This is a genomic window from Paenibacillus sp. GCM10012306 (assembly GCF_042649265.1).
GTDB lineage: Bacteria > Bacillota > Bacilli > Paenibacillales > Paenibacillaceae > Paenibacillus_AQ.
The window spans coordinates 387,051-409,949 of record NZ_JBHRYW010000001.1; the positions used below are offsets into that span (position 1 = coordinate 387,051).

At 49.6% G+C, this 22,899-nt stretch carries 22 protein-coding genes; 21 read left to right on the top strand and 1 reads right to left on the bottom strand.

All coding sequences use genetic code 11. The features are described 5' to 3' along the window. Window positions 1-216: 216 nt before the first annotated feature. From ACFORK_RS01690 to holA, 4 genes are all read left to right on the top strand, one after another. Window positions 217-858 (top strand): bifunctional 2-keto-4-hydroxyglutarate aldolase/2-keto-3-deoxy-6-phosphogluconate aldolase, encoded by a 642-nt coding sequence (locus ACFORK_RS01690; protein ID WP_379194972.1) that lies wholly within the window; start codon window positions 217-219, stop codon window positions 856-858. A gap of 353 nt (window positions 859-1,211) precedes the next feature. Further along, the gene (locus ACFORK_RS01695) at window positions 1,212-1,760 is read left to right on the top strand and encodes an RNA polymerase sigma factor (RefSeq protein ID WP_175372810.1); all 549 of its coding nucleotides are present in this window, start codon (window positions 1,212-1,214) and stop codon (window positions 1,758-1,760) included. Further along, window positions 1,757-3,007, top strand: coding sequence for an anti-sigma factor family protein (locus ACFORK_RS01700; protein WP_379194974.1), 1,251 nt, complete (start codon window positions 1,757-1,759; stop codon window positions 3,005-3,007). Before ACFORK_RS01695 ends, ACFORK_RS01700 begins: the two co-directional genes overlap by 4 nt. A gap of 379 nt (window positions 3,008-3,386) precedes the next feature. Beyond that, the gene (holA, locus tag ACFORK_RS01705) at window positions 3,387-4,406 is read left to right on the top strand and encodes a DNA polymerase III subunit delta (RefSeq protein ID WP_379194978.1); all 1,020 of its coding nucleotides are present in this window, start codon (window positions 3,387-3,389) and stop codon (window positions 4,404-4,406) included. 163 nt (window positions 4,407-4,569) lie between these two features. Here the strand turns inward: holA and rpsT are convergent, their stop codons facing one another. Next, a complete protein-coding gene (gene rpsT / locus ACFORK_RS01710; protein ID WP_066364350.1) occupies window positions 4,570-4,842 on the bottom strand; it encodes a 30S ribosomal protein S20 in 273 nt (90 codons plus the stop codon). Between the two features lie 180 nt (window positions 4,843-5,022). On the opposite strand from rpsT, the gene gpr reads away from it, so the two are divergent. The 17 genes from gpr to ACFORK_RS01795 all read left to right on the top strand — a co-directional run bounded on the left by gpr (window position 5,023) and on the right by ACFORK_RS01795 (window position 22,889). Next, the gene (gene gpr, locus ACFORK_RS01715) at window positions 5,023-6,021 is read left to right on the top strand and encodes a GPR endopeptidase (protein WP_379194981.1); all 999 of its coding nucleotides are present in this window, start codon (window positions 5,023-5,025) and stop codon (window positions 6,019-6,021) included. A gap of 618 nt (window positions 6,022-6,639) precedes the next feature. Then, complete coding sequence (locus ACFORK_RS01720; RefSeq protein ID WP_379194983.1) at window positions 6,640-8,061, top strand: stage II sporulation protein P; 1,422 nt, start codon at window positions 6,640-6,642, stop codon at window positions 8,059-8,061. A gap of 29 nt (window positions 8,062-8,090) precedes the next feature. Beyond that, window positions 8,091-8,579: a hypothetical protein gene (locus ACFORK_RS01725; protein ID WP_379194985.1), complete on the top strand. Its 489-nt coding sequence runs from the start codon at window positions 8,091-8,093 to the stop codon at window positions 8,577-8,579. A 220-nt stretch (window positions 8,580-8,799) separates the two neighbouring features. Further along, the gene (gene lepA, locus ACFORK_RS01730; protein WP_379194987.1) at window positions 8,800-10,614 is read left to right on the top strand and encodes a translation elongation factor 4; all 1,815 of its coding nucleotides are present in this window, start codon (window positions 8,800-8,802) and stop codon (window positions 10,612-10,614) included. Between the two features lie 213 nt (window positions 10,615-10,827). Further along, window positions 10,828-12,000 carry a radical SAM family heme chaperone HemW gene (gene hemW / locus ACFORK_RS01735; protein ID WP_379194989.1) on the top strand — a complete coding sequence of 391 codons (1,173 nt, stop codon included), beginning with the start codon at window positions 10,828-10,830 and terminating at the stop codon, window positions 11,998-12,000. A 95-nt stretch (window positions 12,001-12,095) separates the two neighbouring features. Continuing rightward, on the top strand, window positions 12,096-12,584 hold the full coding sequence (locus ACFORK_RS01740) for an N-acetyltransferase (RefSeq protein ID WP_379195742.1): 489 nt from the start codon (window positions 12,096-12,098) through the stop codon (window positions 12,582-12,584). Between the two features lie 219 nt (window positions 12,585-12,803). Then, a complete protein-coding gene (hrcA, locus tag ACFORK_RS01745; RefSeq protein WP_379194991.1) occupies window positions 12,804-13,835 on the top strand; it encodes a heat-inducible transcriptional repressor HrcA in 1,032 nt (343 codons plus the stop codon). 48 nt (window positions 13,836-13,883) lie between these two features. Continuing rightward, complete coding sequence (grpE, locus tag ACFORK_RS01750) at window positions 13,884-14,444, top strand: nucleotide exchange factor GrpE (RefSeq protein WP_379194993.1); 561 nt, start codon at window positions 13,884-13,886, stop codon at window positions 14,442-14,444. A gap of 157 nt (window positions 14,445-14,601) precedes the next feature. Further along, the gene (gene dnaK / locus ACFORK_RS01755) at window positions 14,602-16,446 is read left to right on the top strand and encodes a molecular chaperone DnaK (protein ID WP_379194995.1); all 1,845 of its coding nucleotides are present in this window, start codon (window positions 14,602-14,604) and stop codon (window positions 16,444-16,446) included. 161 nt (window positions 16,447-16,607) lie between these two features. Next, entirely contained in the window at window positions 16,608-17,732 is a 1,125-nt protein-coding gene (dnaJ, locus tag ACFORK_RS01760) for a molecular chaperone DnaJ (RefSeq protein ID WP_379195744.1), read from the top strand. A gap of 179 nt (window positions 17,733-17,911) precedes the next feature. Further along, window positions 17,912-18,271, top strand: coding sequence for a hypothetical protein (locus tag ACFORK_RS01765; RefSeq protein WP_379195746.1), 360 nt, complete (start codon window positions 17,912-17,914; stop codon window positions 18,269-18,271). Between the two features lie 46 nt (window positions 18,272-18,317). Then, window positions 18,318-18,497, top strand: coding sequence for a YfhD family protein (locus ACFORK_RS01770; protein ID WP_379194997.1), 180 nt, complete (start codon window positions 18,318-18,320; stop codon window positions 18,495-18,497). Between the two features lie 122 nt (window positions 18,498-18,619). Next, a complete protein-coding gene (locus ACFORK_RS01775) occupies window positions 18,620-19,291 on the top strand; it encodes a 4'-phosphopantetheinyl transferase family protein (RefSeq protein WP_379194999.1) in 672 nt (223 codons plus the stop codon). A 58-nt stretch (window positions 19,292-19,349) separates the two neighbouring features. Continuing rightward, the gene (locus ACFORK_RS01780) at window positions 19,350-20,132 is read left to right on the top strand and encodes a GNAT family N-acetyltransferase (protein WP_379195001.1); all 783 of its coding nucleotides are present in this window, start codon (window positions 19,350-19,352) and stop codon (window positions 20,130-20,132) included. 54 nt (window positions 20,133-20,186) lie between these two features. Then, window positions 20,187-20,561, top strand: a complete 375-nt coding sequence (locus ACFORK_RS01785; RefSeq protein WP_379195003.1) for a hypothetical protein — start codon at window positions 20,187-20,189, stop codon at window positions 20,559-20,561. Between the two features lie 149 nt (window positions 20,562-20,710). Further along, complete coding sequence (locus tag ACFORK_RS01790; RefSeq protein ID WP_379195005.1) at window positions 20,711-21,271, top strand: RNA polymerase sigma factor; 561 nt, start codon at window positions 20,711-20,713, stop codon at window positions 21,269-21,271. Next, the gene (locus ACFORK_RS01795; protein WP_379195007.1) at window positions 21,231-22,889 is read left to right on the top strand and encodes a DUF4179 domain-containing protein; all 1,659 of its coding nucleotides are present in this window, start codon (window positions 21,231-21,233) and stop codon (window positions 22,887-22,889) included. Before ACFORK_RS01790 ends, ACFORK_RS01795 begins: the two co-directional genes overlap by 41 nt. Window positions 22,890-22,899: the final 10 nt, after the last annotated feature.

The following is a 22,899-nucleotide window of genomic DNA, read 5'->3' on the forward strand; positions in this document are numbered from 1 at the left end:
TGTTTTAAAAAAGAATTAGTATTAAGGGATTATGAAAATCCTTTATTTATAAGGTTATTAGCTAATTTAAAAAGTGTAGTTCTAGTTTATTTTGAAAAAAATCATTGACTGTTAGTGGTATTGTTATTACTATTTCATTAACGAATTCGGAAGAATATTAGTAAATTTAATAAAAAAAGTTTATCTAAATAATTATGTGAGGGAGGGGAGTTCGAAATGAAGAAGATAAAGGTATTGCAGAATATGGCGTCCGTTGGTGTGGTGGCGGTGATTCGGGGAGATCATCCGGAGGGTGCTTACAAAATGTCGGCAGCCTGCATTGAGGGCGGTCTGAACAATATTGAAGTAACTTTCACTACGCCTTCCGCAGATGTTGTTATCAAGAGGCTGGCTGAGGAGTATGGTGACCGTGCGGTGATTGGTGCTGGAACGGTGTTGGACCCGCTGACGGCGAGAATTGCGATATTGGCAGGCGCGGAGTTTGTGGTCAGCCCCTCTTTTGAAGAGGAAACGGCGAAAATGTGCAATCTTTACAGCATTCCTTATATGCCTGGCTGTATGACGCTGAACGAGATGAAGGAGGCACTGAAGCTTGGTGCGGATGTACTCAAGCTGTTCCCGGGCAGTGCCTTCGGTCCGGACTATATCAAGGCAGTCAAAGGACCGATGCCTTATGTGAACATCATGCCGACGGGCGGGGTGGATCTGAACAATATGGACAAATGGATTAACGGCGGCAGCCTCGCTGTCGGTATCGGGGGCAATCTGACGGCTCCGGCAAAGGAAGGGCGCTACGATCTCGTCACGGAACTGGCGGCCCAATATGTAGCCAAATTCAAGGAGATCAAGGGCGCGTGAACTCTTTCTAAAGATACGTATAACAAGGAGAATTTATCAATAATAAGGCTGGCGGACCGGGTGGCGGTGCGGCGGCCTTTTTCAATGTTGTCACTTTTGTCCAAGCGATGGGTGCGGAGTGGCAGTTGGTGTCATTTTTGTAATCAATTTATTGAAAAGAGTATTTGAATGACGGACGCTTCCCCTGTATGCTTAGTAAGGATTATTAGATTGTACCGAAAAGTAGTAAGGAAATGCCGGATATGGCATGACGAGGAAAATAAAGTTTGGTATTCTAAAAATAACGATTACAGAGATGCAACATATTCGCAGTCTTGCGCGTCAGTAAGATTGCATAGAGAGGGGGAACCTTCGTGGTGGAGCAGGGACTCATCAGAGCCGCTCAAGCGGGCGATCGCGACGCTCTAATCACCCTATTGCGAGAAATAGAAGGGACTGTGTACAAGACAGCCTTTTACATTTTGCATAATGAACAGGATGCGCTGGATGCGTCTCAGGAGGCTTTGATCCGGGTGTATACCAAAATTGGTTCCTACGAGGAAAAAGCCCAGTTCAAAACATGGGTACAGCGTATCGTGACCAATATATGCATTGACAAGTTCAGGAGAACCAAGCCTACGGTGTCTATTGATGAGCACGAAATGGTGTTTCAGGATAAGCATAACGTAGAGCGGGAAGTGTTGTCGGGCTATTTGGCCCAGGATATACGTGAGGCGATTGACCAGCTCCCGGAGCATCACCGGACGGTCATCGTACTGCGATATTTGCAGGATTTTTCTTACAACGAGATTGCAGACTGTTTGGACTTACCTCTGAATACGGTGAAATCCTATCTGTTCAGAGCGAGGCAGCAGCTGCAAAATAGACTCCAAGAGTATCAGAAAGGTGGTGTATCGGGATGAATTGCGCGGAGGTGATGGAATGGATGCACCGCTATTTGGATCATGATCTTAGTCAGGATGAGATATTAGAGATGTTCCGTCATATCGACAATTGTCCTTCCTGCGCGGAAGTTTTTGACTCATTATCCACGCTGTCCAAGTCACTCGAGCAGATGCCAGATGTGAAGCCTCCTTTCAGTCTGGTGGATTCTATTCTGCCGCAGCTAGATGAACTGGATCGTGGACTTCATCAGCCAAGCGCCATCAAGGCCGAGAATCAACCACAAGATGAACAGGTGGTAGTGCCGTTCTCACGCAAAGTCTCCCATAAGAAGCCCGCAAGGAACTATTCCATGGCGAAACGGACAGGCATTGGGGCGGCAGCCGCTGCAGTTATATTGGGTATTGCAATATTCTATGCGCCACCAAAAATGCCTAGTGCTGAGGTGGATCAGTTATTGAATCAGAGCGCTGCAAATAAGGCTTCAAACAATGACGCGGCCGGTGGCGCTTCTTCCGAATCCTCATTTAAAACTGCAGAAGCGGAGAAAGCTGAAGGGGATGATAATGGAACGAATTCCGGTGAGAGTATCAGTTCCTTTGGTGCCACGGATGTCACTGCTCAGGATGGAGGCGGTACCGCTGATCCTTCACAGGATGCTGCTCCATCCGCTACGCAAAGTGCTGCACCAGAAGAGGTCTCCAGGACTGCTCCAGTCAAGACCAAGGAGCCGGTCAAACCGGAAAAACCCAAGAAGAGCAGTCGTGTCACTACACCATCCCCGAAGGCTACTGTTCCGGCAGATGAGCTTAAGGTGCAGAAGGATTTGAAGAATGACACGGAGAGCCTTGACCGGGGATTGCAAGATCCAGTGAATTCAGCAGGGGGAGGTGCACCGTCTCCGGGCGAAGCTGAGGACGCTGCGATGGGGTGGCTACCGCCGGGCTCGGCGTTGAATGCAGCGATATCACAGACGTCATGGACTTCCCCGGATGGACTTCACAAAGCGGAATTAGCCGGGCAGCAATTGGTTATCTATAATCTGGCTGTGGATGGGTCAGGCGGTGAGCAGGCGGTGACTTCTCTTCCGCTGGAAGGAACATGGGTGTCCGGAGGGTGGTCGCCAGATGGCAAGGAATTCACCTATGTGACTTCACAACAGGGGGCGAACGTAACCAAGACTTTCACTGTGGAGTCTGCTGGTAGCTCCGCTGCCCCTTCGGCTTCGCCTACTCCGCAGCCGTCGGTAACGCCTACGGGGAATTAAATATACAAATTGATTCCGGGGTGTCACTATTTTACCGGCACAGGAATATACTATGGCAAGAGAGAAGATGGAACCGGAAATTGCAGGTTCGCAGAACATCGGTATGACCGTCGGTTGTGAGGTTTCTAGGGCCTTGCATACCGTCGTTTATATAGATGCGCCGCTGAAACGGAGGGACTTTGGCACAGGCTGCCGGGGTTCCTCCGTTTTTGCGTTTAGTTAATATATGGGGCTCTAAGCTAGCGGCGGTCTTTTCATTCGTTAAAACTATTGATTTTGAGATTGAGCCTTATTTTGAAACGATTTTTTTGTTACAATAAAGCTTCGGGAAAGTTCAAGGGAATGAACGCCAGATGAATGAAGAAAAGGAAGTGGCAAGATGGATGCCAAAGCGGCGGCCAAAGAGATCAAACAGGGGAAAATTTCACCGCTGTATGTGTTGTACGGCAGTGAAAAGTTCCGGATGAATGAATTTGCGGCCATGCTGGAAGATCAATTGATTGCGAAGGAGGACCGTGATTTCGCGGTTATCCCTTTTGATCTGTCCGAAACGCCGGTGCAGGCGGTGGTGGAAGAGGCGGAGACGGTACCCTTTATGGTACCGCGCAAACTGCTTCTGGTACGGGACGCCTCGTTGTTCACTGCGGGCAAAGAGAATGCAAAACTGGAGCACAAGGTAGATCTGTTGAATGACTATCTACAGCATCCTGTAGACTATAGTGTGATTGTATTTATGGTTAACAGCGATAAACTCGACGAGCGCAAAAAAATCGTCAAGGCCGTGAAGTCCTCCGGAACGGTGCTGGCCTTCAATCCCCTGGGAGCAGAGGAATTGCTCCGGTGGGTAGAGAAGGGCATCAAGGATCGCGGCTGCGCGGTGGCGCCAGGGACGGCTGAAGCGCTGATCGCCAATGCCGGGACAGGACTGCAGGGTCTGACTGGGGAGATGGACAAGCTCTGCTTGTTCGCGGGTCAGGGCGGGATTGTAGACACGGCGGCTGTAGAGAGTCTCGTCCACCGCGGCACGGAACAGAACGTGTTCACACTGGTGGAGGATATTGCGAACCTGCGACTCGACAAGGCGCTGAATACATTATACGAACTGCTTAAGCAGCGGGAGGAGCCCATTAAGATTGCAGCGCTGATCGCCCGGCAGTTCCGAATGATTTTACAAGTAAAGGATTTATCGGCGCTCAGCTATTCACAGGGACAGATTGCTTCGCAGCTTGGCCTGCATCCTTATGCCGTGAAGATCGCTGGTGAGCAGGCACGCAAGTTCGGTACCGACCGGCTGCGCCAGATCTTGAGCGCCCTCGCTGATCTCGATTACCAAATGAAGACGGGGGCCGTCGATAAGGTGCTGGGACTTGAGATGTTCATGTTGAAGCTGGGTGCCTAAGTGGTAGGTGTGTGTCCGGACCTGAAAAAGCCTGTCCAGTCCTGTTGTTACAGGGCGGACAGGCTTTTTGGATATGGCGGAATGAGGTAATGAGAATACAAAAAAACCTAACCGTATGTAGCATAGCGGTCAGGTTCTTCAATGCTCAATATGAAAGTCGTTCTTAGGCTTGAGCCTTAAGAGCGTTCAATTTCTTCGCCAAGCGGGATTTTTTGCGGGCAGCCGCATTTTTATGAACCAGACCTTTAGTAACGGCCTTGTCCAGCTTTTGAGAAGCAGCTTGGAAAGCAGTTTGAGCATTTTCAACTTCCGTGCCAGTCAGAGCTACATCAGCAGCTTTCACGGCTGTACGAAGCGCGGACTTTTGGGAAGCGTTCAGTGCACGGCGTTTTTCGATCGTTTTTACACGTTTAACCGCGGATTTAATATTTGGCATTGCATTCACCTCCTGTAAGACATTCGAAATCATCAAATGATTCACAACTTAAAATAGTTTAGCATGCTCCATACTAAAATGCAACATATAAAAGCTTTGAAATTAAAGGATGACCTCTGCATAAACGTTGGCTTACACTCGCACACTACCGATAAACGAGCATAGGAGGCTGATATAACAATGGAACTGGATCTGCAGCTGTATTCGGTGCGCACGGATTTGGCGCTTGAAGCGAGGGAAATGGCCCAAGGGCCGAAGAAATCGCCGATCCCCGGTGTGAACGAGGAGGTCGAAGAATCGGACGGTATTACAATCACCAGGCTTGGTGTAGCGACTCCTGCCGGATCGCAGGCAATTGGGCGCGCTGTCGGCAATTATGTGACACTGGAAGTGCCGGGTCTGCGCGGCGGGGATACAGGTCTGCAGCAAAAAGTGGCCGAAGCCTTTGCCCGTGAATTTGAGAGCTTTATGAATCGGATCGGCATTGGCAAAGATTCCTCTGCCCTCATTGTCGGCTTGGGGAACTGGAATGTGACGCCGGACTCACTGGGTCCGCTGGTGGTCGAGAACGCGCTTGTCACACGCCAGTTCTATGAATTGGTCCCGGATCAGGTGTCTCCCGGCTACCGAAAGGTTAGCGCGATTGCCCCGGGTGTACTGGGTTTGACGGGGATTGAATCCAGTGAGGTGGTCCAGGGCATTGTGGATCGCACGAAGCCGGATGTTATTATCGCGATCGACGCGCTGGCCTCCCGTTCTCTGGAGCGAATTAATACCACCATTCAGATTGCTGACATTGGTATCCATCCCGGTTCCGGGATTGGCAATAAACGGCGTGGTCTGACCCGGGAAGTGTTGGGTGTTCCCTGCATTGCCATCGGCGTTCCCACCGTTTGCTATGCGTCAACGATTGTCAACAACGTGCTGGAAATGATGAAAAGTCATTTCGGTCAGGGTGCCCATACTAAGGAAATTATGGGGATGCTCGACGATATCTCAGAACAGGAACGGCTTGCGCTGGTGAAGGAAGTGCTTGAACCGCTCGGCCATGATCTGATTGTTACGCCCAAAGAAATAGATGAGTTCATTGAAGATATCGCCAATATTGTAGCGACCGGATTGAATGCGGCGCTGCATGAGGCAGTAGATCCTAGTAATGTGGGTGCTTACACCCACTAAAGCCAATGCGCTGAAGGCTGTTCCCGGATTTTAATTGCTGTATAAAGCCTAAAGTATAATTTGAACCTGAGGCACAAGGAGGTTAGACTTTTTAGTTCATACGATATAACGGCATTTTCGCACCTTATTTTTCTTTAATACAGGCAAATGAGGTAAATAAGGGCATTATTGTATCTTATTTTCCGAAAAAGTATTGCTCGATGGGCATTTTGGAAAATTTAAGGTACAATTTTGCACTTAATTTTCGCTGACCCTCAGCTTTAGAAGAATTAAGGTGCGAAAATGCTATTAATTATACTTGGGGACTTTATAGATAGACAAACGCTTTTTTTTTGCCTGCATTTGTTACTTTAATGCATTCAATATAGAAGCGGTTAGTTCTTCTTCTTTCAATTTAGCAAGCATGGACCGGTGGTCTGCCGTGATGGCGTTCTGGTGGGACTTGCTTTTTTTAATGCTCCTTAAAGTACACTCCTATTACATTGCCACTGATTCTGTTCTTATGAAGGGGGCGGTGCTCTATTTGTTCGTCTTCTATTTTCGGTTCTAGCAGAGCTCTGTTACTCATAGATTTGAAGTATAAGAGATTACAGAGGGCTGGAGGAGGACATAACAATAATGAACAAAAAATGGTTTCAGCTATGGAACATCGGCCGGTTGCGGGGAAAAGTGCTGGATGTTTTGTCGCTGGGGAGAACGATGCTGCTGCTCGCCGGAGGTTCGCTTGTCTTCTTTATGCTGCTCGGCGCTGGCGGAATTGCCGGACAGAAGTTGAACTCTTCACCCATTCCTTCTATGAAAGGTCTTGCCGCCTCGTTATCCAGTGGTTTCTTCATGGAAATCCTGGGGATGGAGGTTCCGCATTTGCCTCAGGGCAAGGAAGCGGAGGAGCTGTCACCCAAAAATGTAACATCATTTGTGTTCCAATTACTAACCAGTGTGAATCCTGGCGATCCTAAAAGTCTTCTGGCCCGCGAGGTACCGGGAATGGGCGCAGATGACCCGTTTTTGCTCCGCAAAGGTTCCGGCGGTGTGGCGGGCGCGCCTGCCGATTATCATCCGGGAACCGATGAGCTGGCTTCGGGGGATGGCGGGCAGGAACATGATCCTCCTGCAATCAACGGGACGGAGGATCCCGGCGACGATGGCTCTGTACCAGATGCACCGGTGGCCACTCCGGCGCCAGAGACGAACGGAGATGGAACGAGCGATGGAGGCGGCAAAAGCGGCGGTGACAACGGCACAGAGGACACTTCAATCAAACGTGTACTGATCTATCACTCTCATCCTCGAGAAGCCTTCAACCCCTTGCTAGCGGCACAGAGCGATAATCCCAGCTCGTCGCTTCCTTCGAAGAATGTTATGCTGGTCGGTTCATATATTGCCAAACGACTCGAAGAGCATGGCGTTGGCACCATTCATTCGCAGGAGGACTATGCCACCAAGGTGAAGGATTACAAATGGAACTTCTCTTATAAATATTCCAGGATCACAGTTAAGGCGGCACTGGCAGGTAATGATCAGCTAACCGATCTCATCGACATTCACCGTGACTCACAGCGGCATGGCAAAACGACGACGGTTATCGATGGTAAAAGCTATGCCCAAGTCTACTTTATTCTGGGGCATGAAAATAAAGATTGGAAGAAGAATGAGGCTTTTGCGAACAAGATTCATCAGGAGCTGGAGAAGAGCTACCCTGGCCTTTCCAGAGGCATTTGGGGCAAGACCTCCAGCCAGGGCAACGGGGAATACAATCAGTCGCTTTCCCCCAACAGTGTGCTTATAGAGGTTGGCGGAATTGACAGTACCGAGGAGGAACTGAAACGGACTGCAGAAATTCTCGGGGATACCATCGCCGATGTGTACTGGAATAATCAGAAGGCGGACAAGGTGAATGCACCACAGACTGTAACTGCGCCCGCTTCAGCGGCTCCATCTGCGCAGCCTGGGAGTGAATCATCCGGCGAGAGTGCCAAGACAACAGGTAAAGCTGGAGATCAGGTGTCAGGGAAAGCCTCAGCAGACAAGGCATCCTAATTTAACGTTAAGGAGAGAAGGTGAGGATAATGTCACGAGTCGGAAGAAAGCTGACAATGGTTACGATCTGGGCTGGCATCGGTATTCTGATTGGCATGCAATTCGGAGGGGGCGAAACCAGAATCTCCGATGTGCTTCCGGGCTGGAATGACGGGACACAAACCGCAAAGAGTGTTCCCGCAGTAGCGGGGAATGGGGGAGTCCGACAGAAGCCTGCCCCCAGCGCAGGCGCTCCCCAGACTTATGTGTATGTTCCTATGGCGGTCGATCCCGCCACTGGAGCGTATATGCCGCTCCCGGTGCGGACAGAAACGGGGGCAGCGGGGCAGACACCGGATAATCAGCCGCAGCAGGAGACGGAGGACTACAGTACGACTTTGACGCCAGAGCAAATTCTGGTTCCGGAGGGGCAGAAGCCTACGGTGGATGTGCTGGCTGACAAGACGGCAGGGCTACTGCAGGAGGCTTCGCAGAAGGGTATTCGCTGGGTCGTCTCGTTGTTCTCTTCAGCGGAGTGAGGGACGATCCAGCATCAGATTTTTCAGCAACAAGGCATCTTCCGATGCAGTCTTCATTTACTCCCTACACTATACAGCAGTGGATGTTCCCTTTCTTGGGGGATCATTCGCTGTTTTTTTTGCAATGACATTTTGCCCCAGAGGCCAGCCCGGGATTGCTGGGGATAGATTGTACTGTTATAATAAATGGATTAACATAGGCTGTCTGTGGGGGTAAGGAATGACTGACGTACAGAAAAGACAACAACAAATCCGCAATTTCTCGATTATTGCACATATAGACCATGGCAAATCGACGCTGGCTGACCGCATTCTGGAATACACGGGTGCACTGAGCACGCGTGAAATGCAGGAGCAAGTGCTCGATCAGATGGATCTGGAGCGCGAACGCGGGATTACCATCAAGTTGCAGGCCGTTCGGCTGAACTATAAAGCCGACGACGGTGAGGAATATCTGCTCAATCTGATTGATACACCGGGACACGTCGACTTCACCTATGAGGTCTCCCGCAGCCTTGCCGCCTGTGAAGGTGCGCTTCTGGTTGTAGACGCGGCGCAAGGGATTGAGGCCCAGACGTTGGCCAACGTCTATCTGGCGCTGGACAACAATCTGGAGATCCTGCCGGTCATTAACAAGATCGATCTGCCGAGTGCCGACCCTGAACGGGTCAAACAGGAGATCGAGGATGTAATCGGCCTCGACGCTAGTGAAGCGGTTTTGGCTTCTGCCAAGGCCGGAATTGGTATCAAGGAAATTCTGGAACAGGTCGTCAAGCAGGTTCCGGCGCCAACAGGCAGCTCGACAGATCCGCTGAAGGCACTGATTTTCGACTCCCATTACGATCCGTACAAAGGCGTTATCGTTTATGTACGCGTCATTGACGGCAGTATCCGTGCGGGCTCGAAGATCAAGATGATGGCTACCGACAAGACCTTTGAGGTCATTGAGGTGGGCGCATTTATGCCGCGGATGACCATTGTCAATGAACTTAACATCGGCGATGTCGGCTTTATCGTGGCCGGGATCAAGCATGTCGGCGATACTCGTGTCGGTGATACGGTAACGGATGCGAAGAATCCGACACCAGAACCACTACCGGGTTACCGTAAAATCAACCCGATGGTGTATTGCGGTCTTTATCCGATCGAAACGTCGGATTATAACGACCTGCGTGAAGCGCTGGAGAAGCTACAGCTTAATGATGCATCGCTTAGCTTTGAGCCGGAAAGCTCAAGTGCACTTGGCTTCGGCTTCCGTTGCGGCTTCCTGGGTCTGCTCCACATGGAGATCATTCAGGAACGGATCGAGCGCGAGTTCAATCTGCCGCTGATTACGACAGCGCCAAGCGTTATTTACCGGATTATGCTGACGAGCGGGGAAATGATCCAGATCGACAACCCGTCACACTATCCGGAGATTGGCACGATCGATTATGTAGAAGAGCCTTATGTTAAGGCTGCGATCATCGTTCCGAATGATTATGTCGGAACAGTCATGGAACTTTGCCAAGGCAAGCGCGGCGAGTTCGTGAACATGGAATATCTCGATTCCAACCGTGTAACTATCACTTACGAAATTCCATTATCGGAAATCGTATACGACTTCTTCGACCAGCTCAAATCCGGTACGAAGGGCTATGCTTCCTTTGACTATGAGATTTCCGGCTACCGCCGTTCTAATCTGGTCAAGATGGATATCCTGCTTAACAACGAACAGGTCGATGCCTTGTCCTTTATCGTGCACCGCGACCGCGCCTACAACCGCGGACGCATTATCTGCGAGAAGCTGCGCGGCATCATTCCGCGCCAGATGTTCGAGGTACCGATTCAGGCGACAATTGGTACGAAGGTTGTTGCGCGTGAAACCGTTAAGGCGATGCGCAAGAACGTCCTTGCCAAATGCTACGGCGGTGACATTTCGCGTAAGCGGAAATTGCTGGAGAAGCAGAAGGAAGGTAAGAAACGCATGAAGCAGGTCGGTAGCGTAGAGGTGCCGCAAGAAGCGTTCATGGCGGTGCTCAAGATCGACGAGTAAGACACTGTAATTACAGCCAAGCTGCTTGATTTATAAGAGAACAATCCTGTAAGGGAAGCCGTCAGGCTTCCCTTTTCTGGAGATTCGAAGGCTTAATCTATATGAGAAACGGGTACCCACCTCTTCATAGAGGACGGCGGAGCCGTTTCTTCTTACTTTTTAAGATCAGGCGATTCAACCCTGACATCATTCGATAGAACAAAGGAGACAGCTATGACAACACCAATCCACGGCCGTCCCCCTGAGGCTGTATATATTCATATCCCATTTTGCACGAACAAGTGCTTTTACTGTGATTTCAACTCCTATGTCCTGAAGGACCAGCCTGTAATGGACTATCTTCGTGCGCTGGATCAGGAGATGGAGCAGACGGTTGCAATCACTCCGCCCGGTGTGATCCGGACGATTTTTGTGGGCGGTGGAACGCCGACCGTGCTGAAGCCGGACGAGATGGCTTATTTCCTGGCTTCCGTGCGGAAACACTTTCCGAATTGGGCTGATGATATCGAGTTCTCGATGGAAGCCAACCCTGGTACCACCGATATCGACAAGCTTGCTGTGATGAAGGAAGGCGGCGTTAACCGGGTCAGCTTCGGCGTACAGGCCTTCCAGAACGAGCTGCTCACGGGAATCGGACGCATTCACAACGTGGACGATGTCTATCGCAGTCTGGAGAATGCGCGCGCTGTAGGTCTGAACAATCTTTCCGTGGACCTGATGTTCGGCTTGCCGAACCAGACCGTGGATATGCTGGCTGAAAGTGTCCGCAAAGCGCTGGAGCTAGACCTGCCGCACTATTCAATCTACAGTCTCAAAGTGGAGGAAAATACGCTTTTCCATACTCTCTTTAACAAGAACAAGCTCCCGCTTCCTAATGAAGAGGATGAACTGCAAATGTATCTGCTGCTGATGTCAAAGATGGAAGAGGCCGGGTACGGGCAGTATGAGATTAGCAACTTTGCCAAGCCGGGGATGGAAAGCCGTCACAATATCACCTACTGGCGCAATCAGGATTATTACGGACTCGGTGCAGGTGCACATGGTTACGTAGGCCGCAACCGCCATATCAATATCAAAGGCGTGAATCCATATGTTGAAGCTGCAAGCAAAGGCCTGCCTCGCCTGGACTCCTACCCGGTAACGCCGCAGGAAGCGATGGAGGACTTTATGATGGTGGGCCTGCGGATGCGCGAAGGAATCTCGGATGCTTCATTCCGGGCACAATTTGGGCAATCCATGGAGGACATATTTGCCGGTTCATTGCATAAAATGCTGAATGCAGGTCTACTCGAGCGCGTGGGCGACGGCTACCGTCTCAGCAAGCAGGGCGTGCTGTTTGGCAACGATGTTTTCGGCGAATTTGTTGGCGCGCTGACAGAGGTTTAATTTTAAAATAACTCTTGAATTCAAATTCACCTTGTTGTATATTTATTCATATTATCAACGAGGGGTGAATTAGAGTGCTTGCCAAACCGGATTTGATGCCCAGTGTCTCTGCTAAGGCGGATACAGGGGCTAAATGCAGAAGTGCCACGGTGGAAGATGTTGAACCACTGTATCAGATGATAGAAGAATATGCACAGAGTGGTATTATGCTGCCCCGATCCCGGCAAGCCCTGACCCGCCAGATCGACCAATTCGTCATTGCAGAGATTGATGGCAGATTCGTCGGTTGTGGCTCGCTCTGCAAGCTAGGGAATGACCTCGTGGAGATTCGTTCGCTGGGTTTGCGTCCTGAATGCAAAGGTAAAGGGATCGGTTCCCTGATCGTGGATAAGCTGACTGAAGAAGCCAGACGGCAGAAGATTCCCAAGATTATGGCCCTGACCTATGCGGTTGATTTCTTCCTGAGAAACGGATTTACTATCGTTGAAAAAGAGATTTTCCCAGAGAAGGTATGGACCGATTGTGTAAATTGTAAAAAGCAGCATGCCTGCGATGAAATAGCAGTACTTAAAATGCTGAACTGACTTGACTTTTGTCAACGCCGGTTCGGCGTTTTTTTCAAATCAATGCTTGATCAGTCTCATGAAGAAGAATCCCACGGCGCAGCAAAAAAAGCGTCCCCCCAAGATGCTGAACTGACTTGACAATGTCAATGTCAGTTTGGTATTTTTGTAATAGTGGTTAGCACTCATCTAAGTCGAGTGCTAACGAATGTCGGCCACAGGGTGACAGGAGGGAATGACATGTTAACCGATCGCCAGAGAATGATATTGAATGCTATAGTGGATGATTATATCTCTTCGGCTGAGCCGGTAGGCTCACGCAGCATTTCCAAGCGGGGCGATGTAGGATACAGTCCTGCTACCATCCGTAATGAAATGGCCGACCTTGAGGAACTGGGATATCTTGAACAGCCTCATACATCGGCAGGACGAATTCCGTCTCATAAGGGATACCGTTATTATGTGGATCACCTGGTACCCTGGAATTCTGCCGAAATCGCTGAGATGGGAACGATCCGTACATTTTTCGCTGAGAAGCTGAATGCAACGGAACAGGTTATCCAGCATGCGGCGATGATTCTTTCTAATATGACGAATTACACTTCCATCCTTCTGGGACCGGAGGTTTTTCATACTTCACTACGCCATTTTCAATTGCTGCCCCTGGACGATAAGACCGCTGTAGCGATCATTGTCACCAGCACGGGGCAGGTAGAGAACCGAACTGTTAACATTCCGCCGGAGATTTCAATCTCCGAGATCGAGAAGGTCGTCAATCTACTGAACAGCAAACTGAAGAATGTGCCGCTCTACAAGCTGAAGACCCAGCTCTATACCGAGCTTGGCGAGGAAATGCAGCGTCATATCTCTCATTATGAAGAGCTGATGCAGATGCTTGATACCGCGCTTGACAGTGAGAATGAACAGCGGATTTATTTGAGCGGGGCCACGAATATGCTGACCCAGCCAGAATTTAAGGATGTCGACAAGGTTAAGCACATTCTGGATCTGCTGGAGGAGACGCCTACGCTGCTCAAGATGATGTCGCCCGTACCAGGTGGACCTGGCATTCAAGTTCGGATAGGTACCGAGAACGACCATGAGGCCTTTGCGAATTGCAGTCTTATTACAGCGACTTATTCCCTTGACGGTCAGGCGCTAGGCAGCATTGGTATTCTCGGTCCTACCCGAATGGAATACGCGCGGGTAATGGGCATCTTGGGCATTTTATCCCGAGATTTGACAGCGATGCTGGCACACTGGTATAAGTGAACAGAGCCATATTGATTTTCGTGATGATTTTAAGGAGGTGAAGACAACTTGAAAGAGGAACAAGTTCAAGATCCGAATGAATTGAATGATAATGCTACTAATGAAGAACAAGCGACTGAGGAAACTGTCTCGGAGGCCGGTACTGTATCGGCAGAAGAAGCCGGGGACGCAGCTCGTCTGCAGACGCTGGCTGATGAATTGCAGGGACGTGTACTCCGCGTACAAGCCGATTTTGACAATTTCCGCCGCCGGACCCTGAAAGAGAAAGAAGAACTGGCTCAGTACGCTACTTCCAAGCTCATCAACGAATTGCTTCCGGTTCTGGACAATTTCGACCGGGCCTTGGCAACAGCACCTACAAGTCCAGAGATTGAGGCGTTCACGAAAGGCGTGAACATGATTTTCCGTCAACTGGATGGGGTATTGAAGTCAGAGGGACTTACAGCGATGGAATCGGTGGGCCAGCCTTTTAACCCTGAATATCATCAAGCTATTATGCAGGTGGAGAGCGAGGAGTACGAAGAGGGTATCGTGACGGAAGAGGTCCAAAAGGGCTATCTCCTGAAGGATAAAGTCCTTCGTCCAGCCATGGTCAAAGTCAGCATGTAGTTTGTCTATATAAGCGGGAAAAGCCTTGGCCCGCGAAGTGAAGCAACTGCACCATTTGCGGTCAGCTTGCTTCTTGAATCGTTGGGATTTGGTACACATAAAGAGGGAAATTTAAACGGAGCATATGCTCCATTACATTTTGAGGAGGCAAATTACAGTGAGTAAAGTTATCGGTATTGACCTTGGAACCACCAACTCTTGCGTAGCCGTTATGGAAGGCGGCGAAGCCGTTGTTATTCCGAATCCGGAAGGCGCACGCACAACCCCTTCGGTTGTAGGCTTTAAGAAAGACGGCGAGCGTATCGTCGGAGAAACTGCTAAACGCCAGGCGATTACGAACCCTGATCGCACAATCAGCTCGATTAAACGCCATATTGGTACGAACCATAAAGAAAGCATCGATGCTAAAGACTACTCCCCACAAGAAATCTCTGCTATGATTCTGCAAAAGCTGAAATCCGATGCAGAAGCTTACCTGGGACAAACAGTTACTCAAGCCGTAATTACAGTTCCAGCTTATTTCAACGATAGCCAACGTCAAGCTACTAAGGATGCGGGTAAAATCGCCGGCCTGGAAGTTTTGCGTATCGTGAACGAGCCAACTGCTGCAGCTTTGGCTTATGGTCTTGAGAAATCCGAAGATCAAACAATCCTTGTCTATGACCTTGGTGGTGGTACGTTTGACGTATCTATCCTTGAGCTGGGCGATGGTTTCTTCGAAGTAAAAGCTACAAGCGGTGACAACAAGCTTGGTGGCGATGACTTTGACGAAGTAGTTATGAATTACCTCGTAGCTGAATTCAAGAAAGAACAAGGCATCGACCTGAGCAAAGATAAAGCAGCTGTACAACGTCTGAAAGACGCTGCTGAGAAAGCGAAGAAAGAACTGTCCGGCGTACTTACAACTACAGTATCCCTTCCGTTCATCACTGTCGTTGACGGCGTACCTCAGCACTTGGAGGTTAACTTGACTCGCGCTAAGTTCGATGAGTTGACTGCTGGTCTGGTAGAACGTACTTTGGGCCCAACACGTCAAGCATTGAGCGATGCAGGTATGACTCCTGCTGATCTTACAAGAATCGTACTGGTAGGTGGATCTACACGGATTCCAGCCGTACAAGATGCCATTAAGAAGCTTACTGGCAAAGAGCCTCACAAAGGCGTTAACCCGGACGAAGTGGTAGCCCTTGGTGCTGCTGTTCAAGCGGGCGTTCTGACAGGCGACGTTAAAGACGTAGTCCTGCTCGACGTAACTCCATTGTCCCTGGGTATCGAAACTGCGGGCGGCGTCTTCACGAAGATGATCGAGCGCAACACAACGATTCCTACAAGCAAATCTCAAGTGTTCTCAACCTTTGCTGACAGCCAGCCAAGCGTGGAAATTCACGTTCTGCAAGGTGAGCGTCAAATGGCGAACGGCAACAAAACACTGGGTCGCTTTACGCTTAACGAGATTCCACCGGCACCACGCGGTGTACCACAAATCGAAGTTACTTTTGACATCGATGCGAACGGTATCGTGAACGTATCGGCTACCGATAAAGGCACTAACAAGAGCCAGAAGATCACCATCACTTCTTCCAGCGGCTTGAGCGATGCTGAAGTTGAACAAATGATGAAGGATGCCGAGCTGCACGCTGAGGAAGACCGTAAGCGTAAGGAACTGGTAGAAGCGAAGAACAACGCTGACCAACTCGTGTACTCCACTGAGAAAGTAATCAAGGATCTTGGTGACAAGGCCGATGCTTCCGAAGTTGAAAAGGCTAATGAAGCTAAAGAAAAGGTAAAAGCGGCTATTCAAACCGACAACCTCGAAGAAATCAATGCAGCTACAGAAGCTTTGAACGAGATCGTTCAACAGTTGTCCGTGAAGCTGTACGAGCAAGCAGCAGCTGAACAAGGTGCTGCCGGCGGCGAAGGTGCTTCTGAAGGCGCGTCTAAGAGAGAAAATGTGGTAGATGCTGATTATGAAGTTGTTGACGACGAGAAGAATCAAGGGTAACCTTAGACGATAAGTGTCGTAAGTGGGGAAGGTCAAAACCGGGTCATCCCGTGTTTTGGCTTTCCTTTTACATGTAACAGGGATAAGTGTATGCACCGTCTGAAACGATAGAGGAATAGTATGAATTGTCGGGCGGAATTAGAGGTACGGGGGTGAATGCAGTGGCAGAGAAACGCGATTATTATGAAGTACTGGGTCTTGGAAGAGACGCATCAGATGACGAGGTCAAGAAAGCCTATCGTAAGCTGGCCCGCCAGTATCATCCGGACGTGAACAAAGCCAGCGATGCCGAGGCTAAATTCAAGGAAGTGAAGGAAGCCTATGACGTTCTGAGCGATGGTCAGCAGCGTGCAAGATATGACCAATATGGTCATATTGATCCTAACCAAGGTATGGGTGGCGGCGGCTTCGGCGGTGGCGGAGACTTCGGAGGCCTCGGCGATATCTTCGATATGTTCTTCGGCGGCGGCGGACGCCGTGATCCTAATGCTCCGCAGCGCGGTAGCGATTTGCAGTATACAATGACCATTGAGTTCAAGGAAGCGGTGTTCGGCAAGGAAACGGATATTACAATTCCACGTACCGAAGACTGCGACACTTGCTTTGGTTCCGGTGCTAAGCCGGGAACGAAGCCTGAGACTTGCTCGGTCTGCCGCGGTAGCGGCCAACAGGAGTTTGTGCAGAACACGCCACTCGGCCAAATGCGCAACCGCCGTCCATGCTCCCATTGTAGCGGGACCGGTAAAGTTATCAAGGAGAAGTGTACCACTTGCTCCGGCAGCGGTAAGGTGAAGAAGCAGCGTAAGGTCCATATTTCTATTCCGGCTGGTGTTGATGACGGCCAACAACTACGTATAGACGGTGAGGGTGAAGGCGGTTTACGGGGTGGTCCTGCGGGCGACCTGTACATTGTTTTCCGTGTGAAGCCGCATGATTTCTTCGAGCGCGACCATAATGATATTCTGTGCGAAATGCCGATTACCTTCGTTCAAGCAGCACTTGGTGACGATATTGAGGTCCCGACTTTGACTGGTAAAGTGAAGCTCAAAATCCATGCTGGGACGCAAACGGGTACTTACTACCGTATGAAGGGCTATGGTGTGCCACGCTTGCGCGGTATGGGCCAAGGTGATCAGCATGTCAGAGTTATCGTCGTAACGCCAAGTAAGCTAAGCGAAGAGCAGAAGGACTTGTTGCGCCAGTTCGGAGCCCTTAATGGGGAGAATACGCATGAGCAGGAGCAATCCTTCTTTGACCGTGTGAAGCGTGCATTCCGCGGGGAATAAAGCATATCGTTTTTTGCATAGCTTAATTTGTAGTGAGGGTGTCCCAAGAGCCATTCTATGGCTTTCATTCTGGGGCATCCTCTTTTTTGTATTGGAATAGAAGCATAAACTCAGGGGAGTTAAGACAATATAACTTTAGCCGCATGCGGAGCTTGATTACATTGGAAAGCGGGGATATCATGCCGGAACGCTTTATTTTGTCCTATTTTAAAAGCCCGGAGGAAGCCGAGGGAGTCTCAAGGAAGCTACAAGCGCTGCGGGTAATTGAGCTCTCGATCGACCGCTTTAGCAAATATGGCGGGAACGGTCCGATTCAGAGCATTAATCCAGTCACTGGCAATATAGCCGGCATGGCTTCGATGACCGCAGATCGTAATCATACTGGTATTCTTGCTGCAGCGGACACCAGTGCCAGCGGAATGAGCCATGGAGGGGACGGCGGCCCCACGGGAAGAGATATTTTGTTGACCGTAGTGGTGGACTCAGGCTCGTATGACAGGGCGCTGCGTTTAATCGAGGAAGCTGGCGGCTTTATCTAAAGCGGCAGGCAACATGACTATAACCTGAAGGGATTGTGAAGCCAGGATGGATAGAGAGAACTCCAAAATTTTCTCCAAGATAGACAAGCAGAAGATGTTGTACGAAGCCAAAGCGGAGGATGTTGAATTCTCTGCCGCATTAGCGGATCATGATGATTTGGAAGCTCAGGAGCGAGCACTGGAAGCTGATAAGCGGCAGCTGCACGAGATTTTGAAGAAAAAGTAAAAGAAAATATTAGAAATTGCCCCACTTGATGGGGCTTTTTTTCATGTAAGGGGTGTATAATTAAAGGAAGCTGTGCTTAAAAAACATAAAGCTGGGTGATGATATTGTCGCAAATTGTACTTTTGGAAATACCCGGTAAGCTGGACAGTAATACATATGAATTTTGGAAGTCCAAGGTCTCGGTACAACGTCGGAATCAAATCGGCAGATTCTTGCGTCTTGAGGATGCTTACCGTTCTCTGTTTGGAGAAATTCTGGTTCGGACGGTGATTCGCCGGGAACTCGGTATTCCTAATGAGGAAATTCATTTTCAGAAGAACGAATATGGAAAACCGCATCTGGATGGCAGCGAGAGCTTCTCCTTCAATGTCTCTCATTCAGGCAAGTGGGTGTCCTTGATTTATGGAACAGGCAGGCTTGGTGTGGATATTGAAGAGATTCGCCCCATCGATTTGACTATCGCGGAACGCTTTTTCTCAGACGAGGAGTACAAGGATTTAATGCTGCGGCCGGAGGCAGAACGAAATGATTGTTTTTACGAGATATGGACGTTGAAGGAGGCTTATGTAAAAGCGCTCGGTAGCGGTTTATCCCATCCTTTGACCTCATTCTCTGTGCGCAAGCACCCGGATGGTTCAGTCGGACTTTCGCCTGACGCGGGGACCTACTTTTTCAAAACCTATGATATTAACAGCGCTTATAAGTTCTCTGCTTGCTCCAGTCAGGACGATCTACCGAACCGGTTCATCCTTCAGAATATTCAGAGACTTCAGCAGGCTTGGTTGAACGATTGAATCCGCTCTCATATTTTAATATTGATATTAAGTTGTGCTGAGGAGGAAGAGCTCTGAGATGAGCGACACTGCCATTATAACGGTGAATAGTAACAATATCGAGCAGCAGCATATATGCTGTGCGATCTCGGACAAGAAGGGTGCGGAGGGAGTTAGGCTGAAGAAGGAGTGGCTCCAGGAACGTTTTCAGGAGGGGCTTCGTTTTAAGAAGCTGGATGTCAGACAGAAAGTATTTATTGAATATCTTCCGGCGGATTATGCTTGGTGTCCAGTAGAGGCACCTGGTTATTTATTTATCAATTGCTTATGGGTAGCTGGTTCCTTCAAGGGGAAGGGACATGGCGCGCAGTTGCTGGCTGAATGCCTAGAGGAAGCGCAAGGAGCTAATGGTATTGTGGCTGTAACAGGCAAGACGAAGAAGCCTTATCTGTCAGACAAATCTTATTTCCTCCATAACGGGTTTCAGGTATGCGATCAGGCGCCACCTTATTTTGAACTGGTGGTCCTGAAATTCAACGAGGCTGCACCAACGCCGAAATTCAAAGCATCCGTACAGAAGCAAGAGGTAGGATTTTCGGAGGGCTTACAACTGCTTTATACCGTACAGTGCCCATATACTATCCATTATGTAGGCGAACTTGAGGCATGCGCTCAGGAACGCGGAATTCCTTTGCAGGTGCGCCGAATAATGACTGCAGAAGAAGCGCAGAACGCACCGACCCCCTATACCAGTTACAGCCTGTTCTACAAAGGGCATTTCATTACGCATGAAATCATGACCCGGAACAAGTTTGAGAAATCGGTGGCAGGCTGGATTGAAAAGTATGGTCTTCCCGGCTAGTATACCGTAACCCCTGCTATCAGCGAATTTGTTGCAGAATCTGGAGGAGAGGCAATGGACAACATCATATTATGGGGCGGACTCGTGCTTGTGATCACACTTCTCACCTATCTTAATCAAAAGCAGCGCTATTCTTCCAGTGTCAGGTTCGCCTACCGCGAACTACGTGAACTGGTCCAAGATATTAACGCTGGACAATCCTCTGACGCTGATCTCAGCCGCTGGGAAGGGGCTTTGGCAGAGCTGGAGAAGCATCCGGGCGAGTTCAACAAGCTGGAAGCTGAACTAAGGCTGCGTGGTACGTTTGCTTCTTATCTGGAGCGGCATTATCCGCAGGATAACAGGCTTCCGGCTCTACAGGAGGTAGCAGCGTACCGTAAGGACAGCGTCTGGGGGATCAGGATCGGCGATTATAGCTCCAAGAAATAAGTAGTGGATGCTGTGGCATACATATCCTGGACCAATGGAGGGCAAGCAGACCGCTTGCCCTCTTTATTTTTTCTTTACATATTTGGAATGAACCTTTTGGGCGGCTCAATTGTTATATAGATATCCGAGACCAGAGAGGAGGGGGAACATTGGAGAGCAATCGGGAGCTGTTCGAAGCCTACAACAGGGATGTATATCGAACTTGCTACTACATGCTGCATAATGCGGCAGATGCGGAGGACATAACACAGGAAGTATTTATTACGGTCTTCCGCAGCAATCGGGAACAGATCGAACATATTCGGGCCTGGATCATGAAAATAACAGTCAACCATTGTCTGAATCATTTGCGGCGACGGCGGAGTCTGAATGAGAAAGTTGCAGATCATCCGTATCTGTTCACTGGAAATGAAGAGAAGCCGGTAGACCGGCTAGCGGAGGAACGGGAATCCGCAGTAGAGTGGGCAGGGTATATGAAGCGTCTCCCGGACAAAATCAGGGCAGTAGTGACACTGCGTTACATGCATGATTTCAGTCTAGCTGAGATTTCCGGCTTGTTGTCGATCCCCTTGGGAACGACGAAATCCAGGCTGCACAAGGGGCTGCGATTGATGAAGGGGATTCTGCAAGAAGCAGGCGCCCACACCCAAGACAGGGAGGAAGAGTCTTATGGACAAAATAGAGCCTACGCTAAAGCGTCAATTAAATAAGGATGAGCACGTGCCTTATCCCGATTTTGAGAACATGTGGAGCAGGATGGAAGAAGCGGGGTATACCTCAGCAGTAGTGGATTCTACACCGGCCCGTGTATCCACACGTCGCCACAAAAGCTGGCGCAGAATAGCAATGGCCGCTTCACTCAGCGCACTATTGGCTGCTGCTCCAGTGTATGCCGCCATTCATTACGACTGGGGCAACGTGTTGCGGGACAAAGGGGGACTTCAGGCTGTTCTGGATCAGAATATGGGACAGTCACTGGGGCAGACGATCAGCAGGGACGGTGTTACGCTAACGCTCCGCACGGCGATTGTGGATGAGAACCGGACGGTCATTCTGTACAACCTGGATGTGGGGAAACGTGCGGATACCGAGTTCTGGGATCTTAAGGGCCTGAGCCTGAAGGATGAGCAGGGAAAGAATAGCGAAGGAGAATTCAGCTATTTGCAGTGGGATGAGAAGAACCACAGATATAACGGTTATTTCGAGAGTGATTGGTCTTCCAAGCAGGCGACGGCAAAGGTTACGCTGACAGCGGATATTCTTCAATTATACAGTCAGCAGGAAGAGGATTTGCAACTGGACAGTAGTTCCGAGCAGGTACAGAGCTTCCAGATCGGCAAGGACGGCCTGCAAAAAATGGAGGTCAAGGCATTTAAGCAAGCAGATAAGATTCTGTTCTCCTCAGCGATAATATTCGATCAAGCAGAAGCCAAAACCTGGGCTTATCCGATGATTGCGCCGGTTGTCCAAGGAAAGACGCTGCACGCACTGTCTGGAAGTACCTACGGTCAGCCGGGGGATCATGGCGAATATACAACCCAGCAGTATTTTAAAAGCAGTGACTTGCCTGCGGGACAGACGACCTACAAACTGCAATATACTAAGATGGAAAAAAATATAGATGGACCTTGGAAATTTGACCTGCAGTTGAGTAAAAAGCAAATGGAAAGCGGAACGATCAAGACGGCGCTGGATCTTCCACTTGAAGCTGGAGATTACGACCATATCATCGAAAAGATGGTGGTAACGCCTACCCAAATCCGGGTGGCCGTACGATCTAAGGTTAAAGGGTTCGCAGATATACCGTATCAAAAAATCTCGCTTGAGGTAAATGGACGAACGCTTGAAGGCTGGAGGGAGCGTTCGCCCAAGGATGATCCCAATTTGCTTAGCTACAAGTTCGAATTGCCTTCCGATCTGGTAATCACCAAGGAGACGCCGATCACTTTTGTAGGCAAGTATAAGGTTACGGTCCATGAAGATGACAAGACACCGGTTCTCTTGACCGACATCTCCACTAAAAAGCAGACATTGAATAGGGAGGTTGGCGGCTATCCCGTTCACTGGACGTACTATATGCAGGACGGAAATTTGTATGTAGAGACCGGAAGCGAGGATGCCCATTTTGGCGGGATCAACCAGACTCATATTAACCTTGGTAAAGACAGAATTCTTGGCAGACCAGTTACGGTCAACTTCTCTGGTGATGGCAATAACAAGGCTATTGATGTCTATAAGGATTTCAAAGAAAAGGAAGCATCCCTTTATATGTTCTACTATACGACCGACGAGCCGGACAAAGAGACCCGGGTGCAGCTGCAGCCCTAGTTTGCTCGGG

Coding starts and splice junctions, on each gene's coding strand:
- ACFORK_RS01690 (WP_379194972.1), top strand. CDS start 217: ATGAAGAAGATAAAGGTATTGCAGAATATGGCGTCCGTTGGTGTGGTG.
- ACFORK_RS01700 (WP_379194974.1), top strand. CDS start 1,757: ATGAATTGCGCGGAGGTGATGGAATGGATGCACCGCTATTTGGATCAT.
- holA (WP_379194978.1), top strand. CDS start 3,387: ATGGATGCCAAAGCGGCGGCCAAAGAGATCAAACAGGGGAAAATTTCA.
- rpsT (WP_066364350.1), bottom strand. CDS start 4,842: ATGCCAAATATTAAATCCGCGGTTAAACGTGTAAAAACGATCGAAAAA.
- gpr (WP_379194981.1), top strand. CDS start 5,023: ATGGAACTGGATCTGCAGCTGTATTCGGTGCGCACGGATTTGGCGCTT.
- ACFORK_RS01720 (WP_379194983.1), top strand. CDS start 6,640: ATGAACAAAAAATGGTTTCAGCTATGGAACATCGGCCGGTTGCGGGGA.
- ACFORK_RS01725 (WP_379194985.1), top strand. CDS start 8,091: ATGTCACGAGTCGGAAGAAAGCTGACAATGGTTACGATCTGGGCTGGC.
- lepA (WP_379194987.1), top strand. CDS start 8,800: ATGACTGACGTACAGAAAAGACAACAACAAATCCGCAATTTCTCGATT.
- hemW (WP_379194989.1), top strand. CDS start 10,828: ATGACAACACCAATCCACGGCCGTCCCCCTGAGGCTGTATATATTCAT.
- ACFORK_RS01740 (WP_379195742.1), top strand. CDS start 12,096: ATGCCCAGTGTCTCTGCTAAGGCGGATACAGGGGCTAAATGCAGAAGT.
- hrcA (WP_379194991.1), top strand. CDS start 12,804: ATGTTAACCGATCGCCAGAGAATGATATTGAATGCTATAGTGGATGAT.
- ACFORK_RS01765 (WP_379195746.1), top strand. CDS start 17,912: ATGCCGGAACGCTTTATTTTGTCCTATTTTAAAAGCCCGGAGGAAGCC.
- ACFORK_RS01770 (WP_379194997.1), top strand. CDS start 18,318: ATGGATAGAGAGAACTCCAAAATTTTCTCCAAGATAGACAAGCAGAAG.
- ACFORK_RS01780 (WP_379195001.1), top strand. CDS start 19,350: ATGAGCGACACTGCCATTATAACGGTGAATAGTAACAATATCGAGCAG.
- ACFORK_RS01785 (WP_379195003.1), top strand. CDS start 20,187: ATGGACAACATCATATTATGGGGCGGACTCGTGCTTGTGATCACACTT.
- ACFORK_RS01795 (WP_379195007.1), top strand. CDS start 21,231: ATGGACAAAATAGAGCCTACGCTAAAGCGTCAATTAAATAAGGATGAG.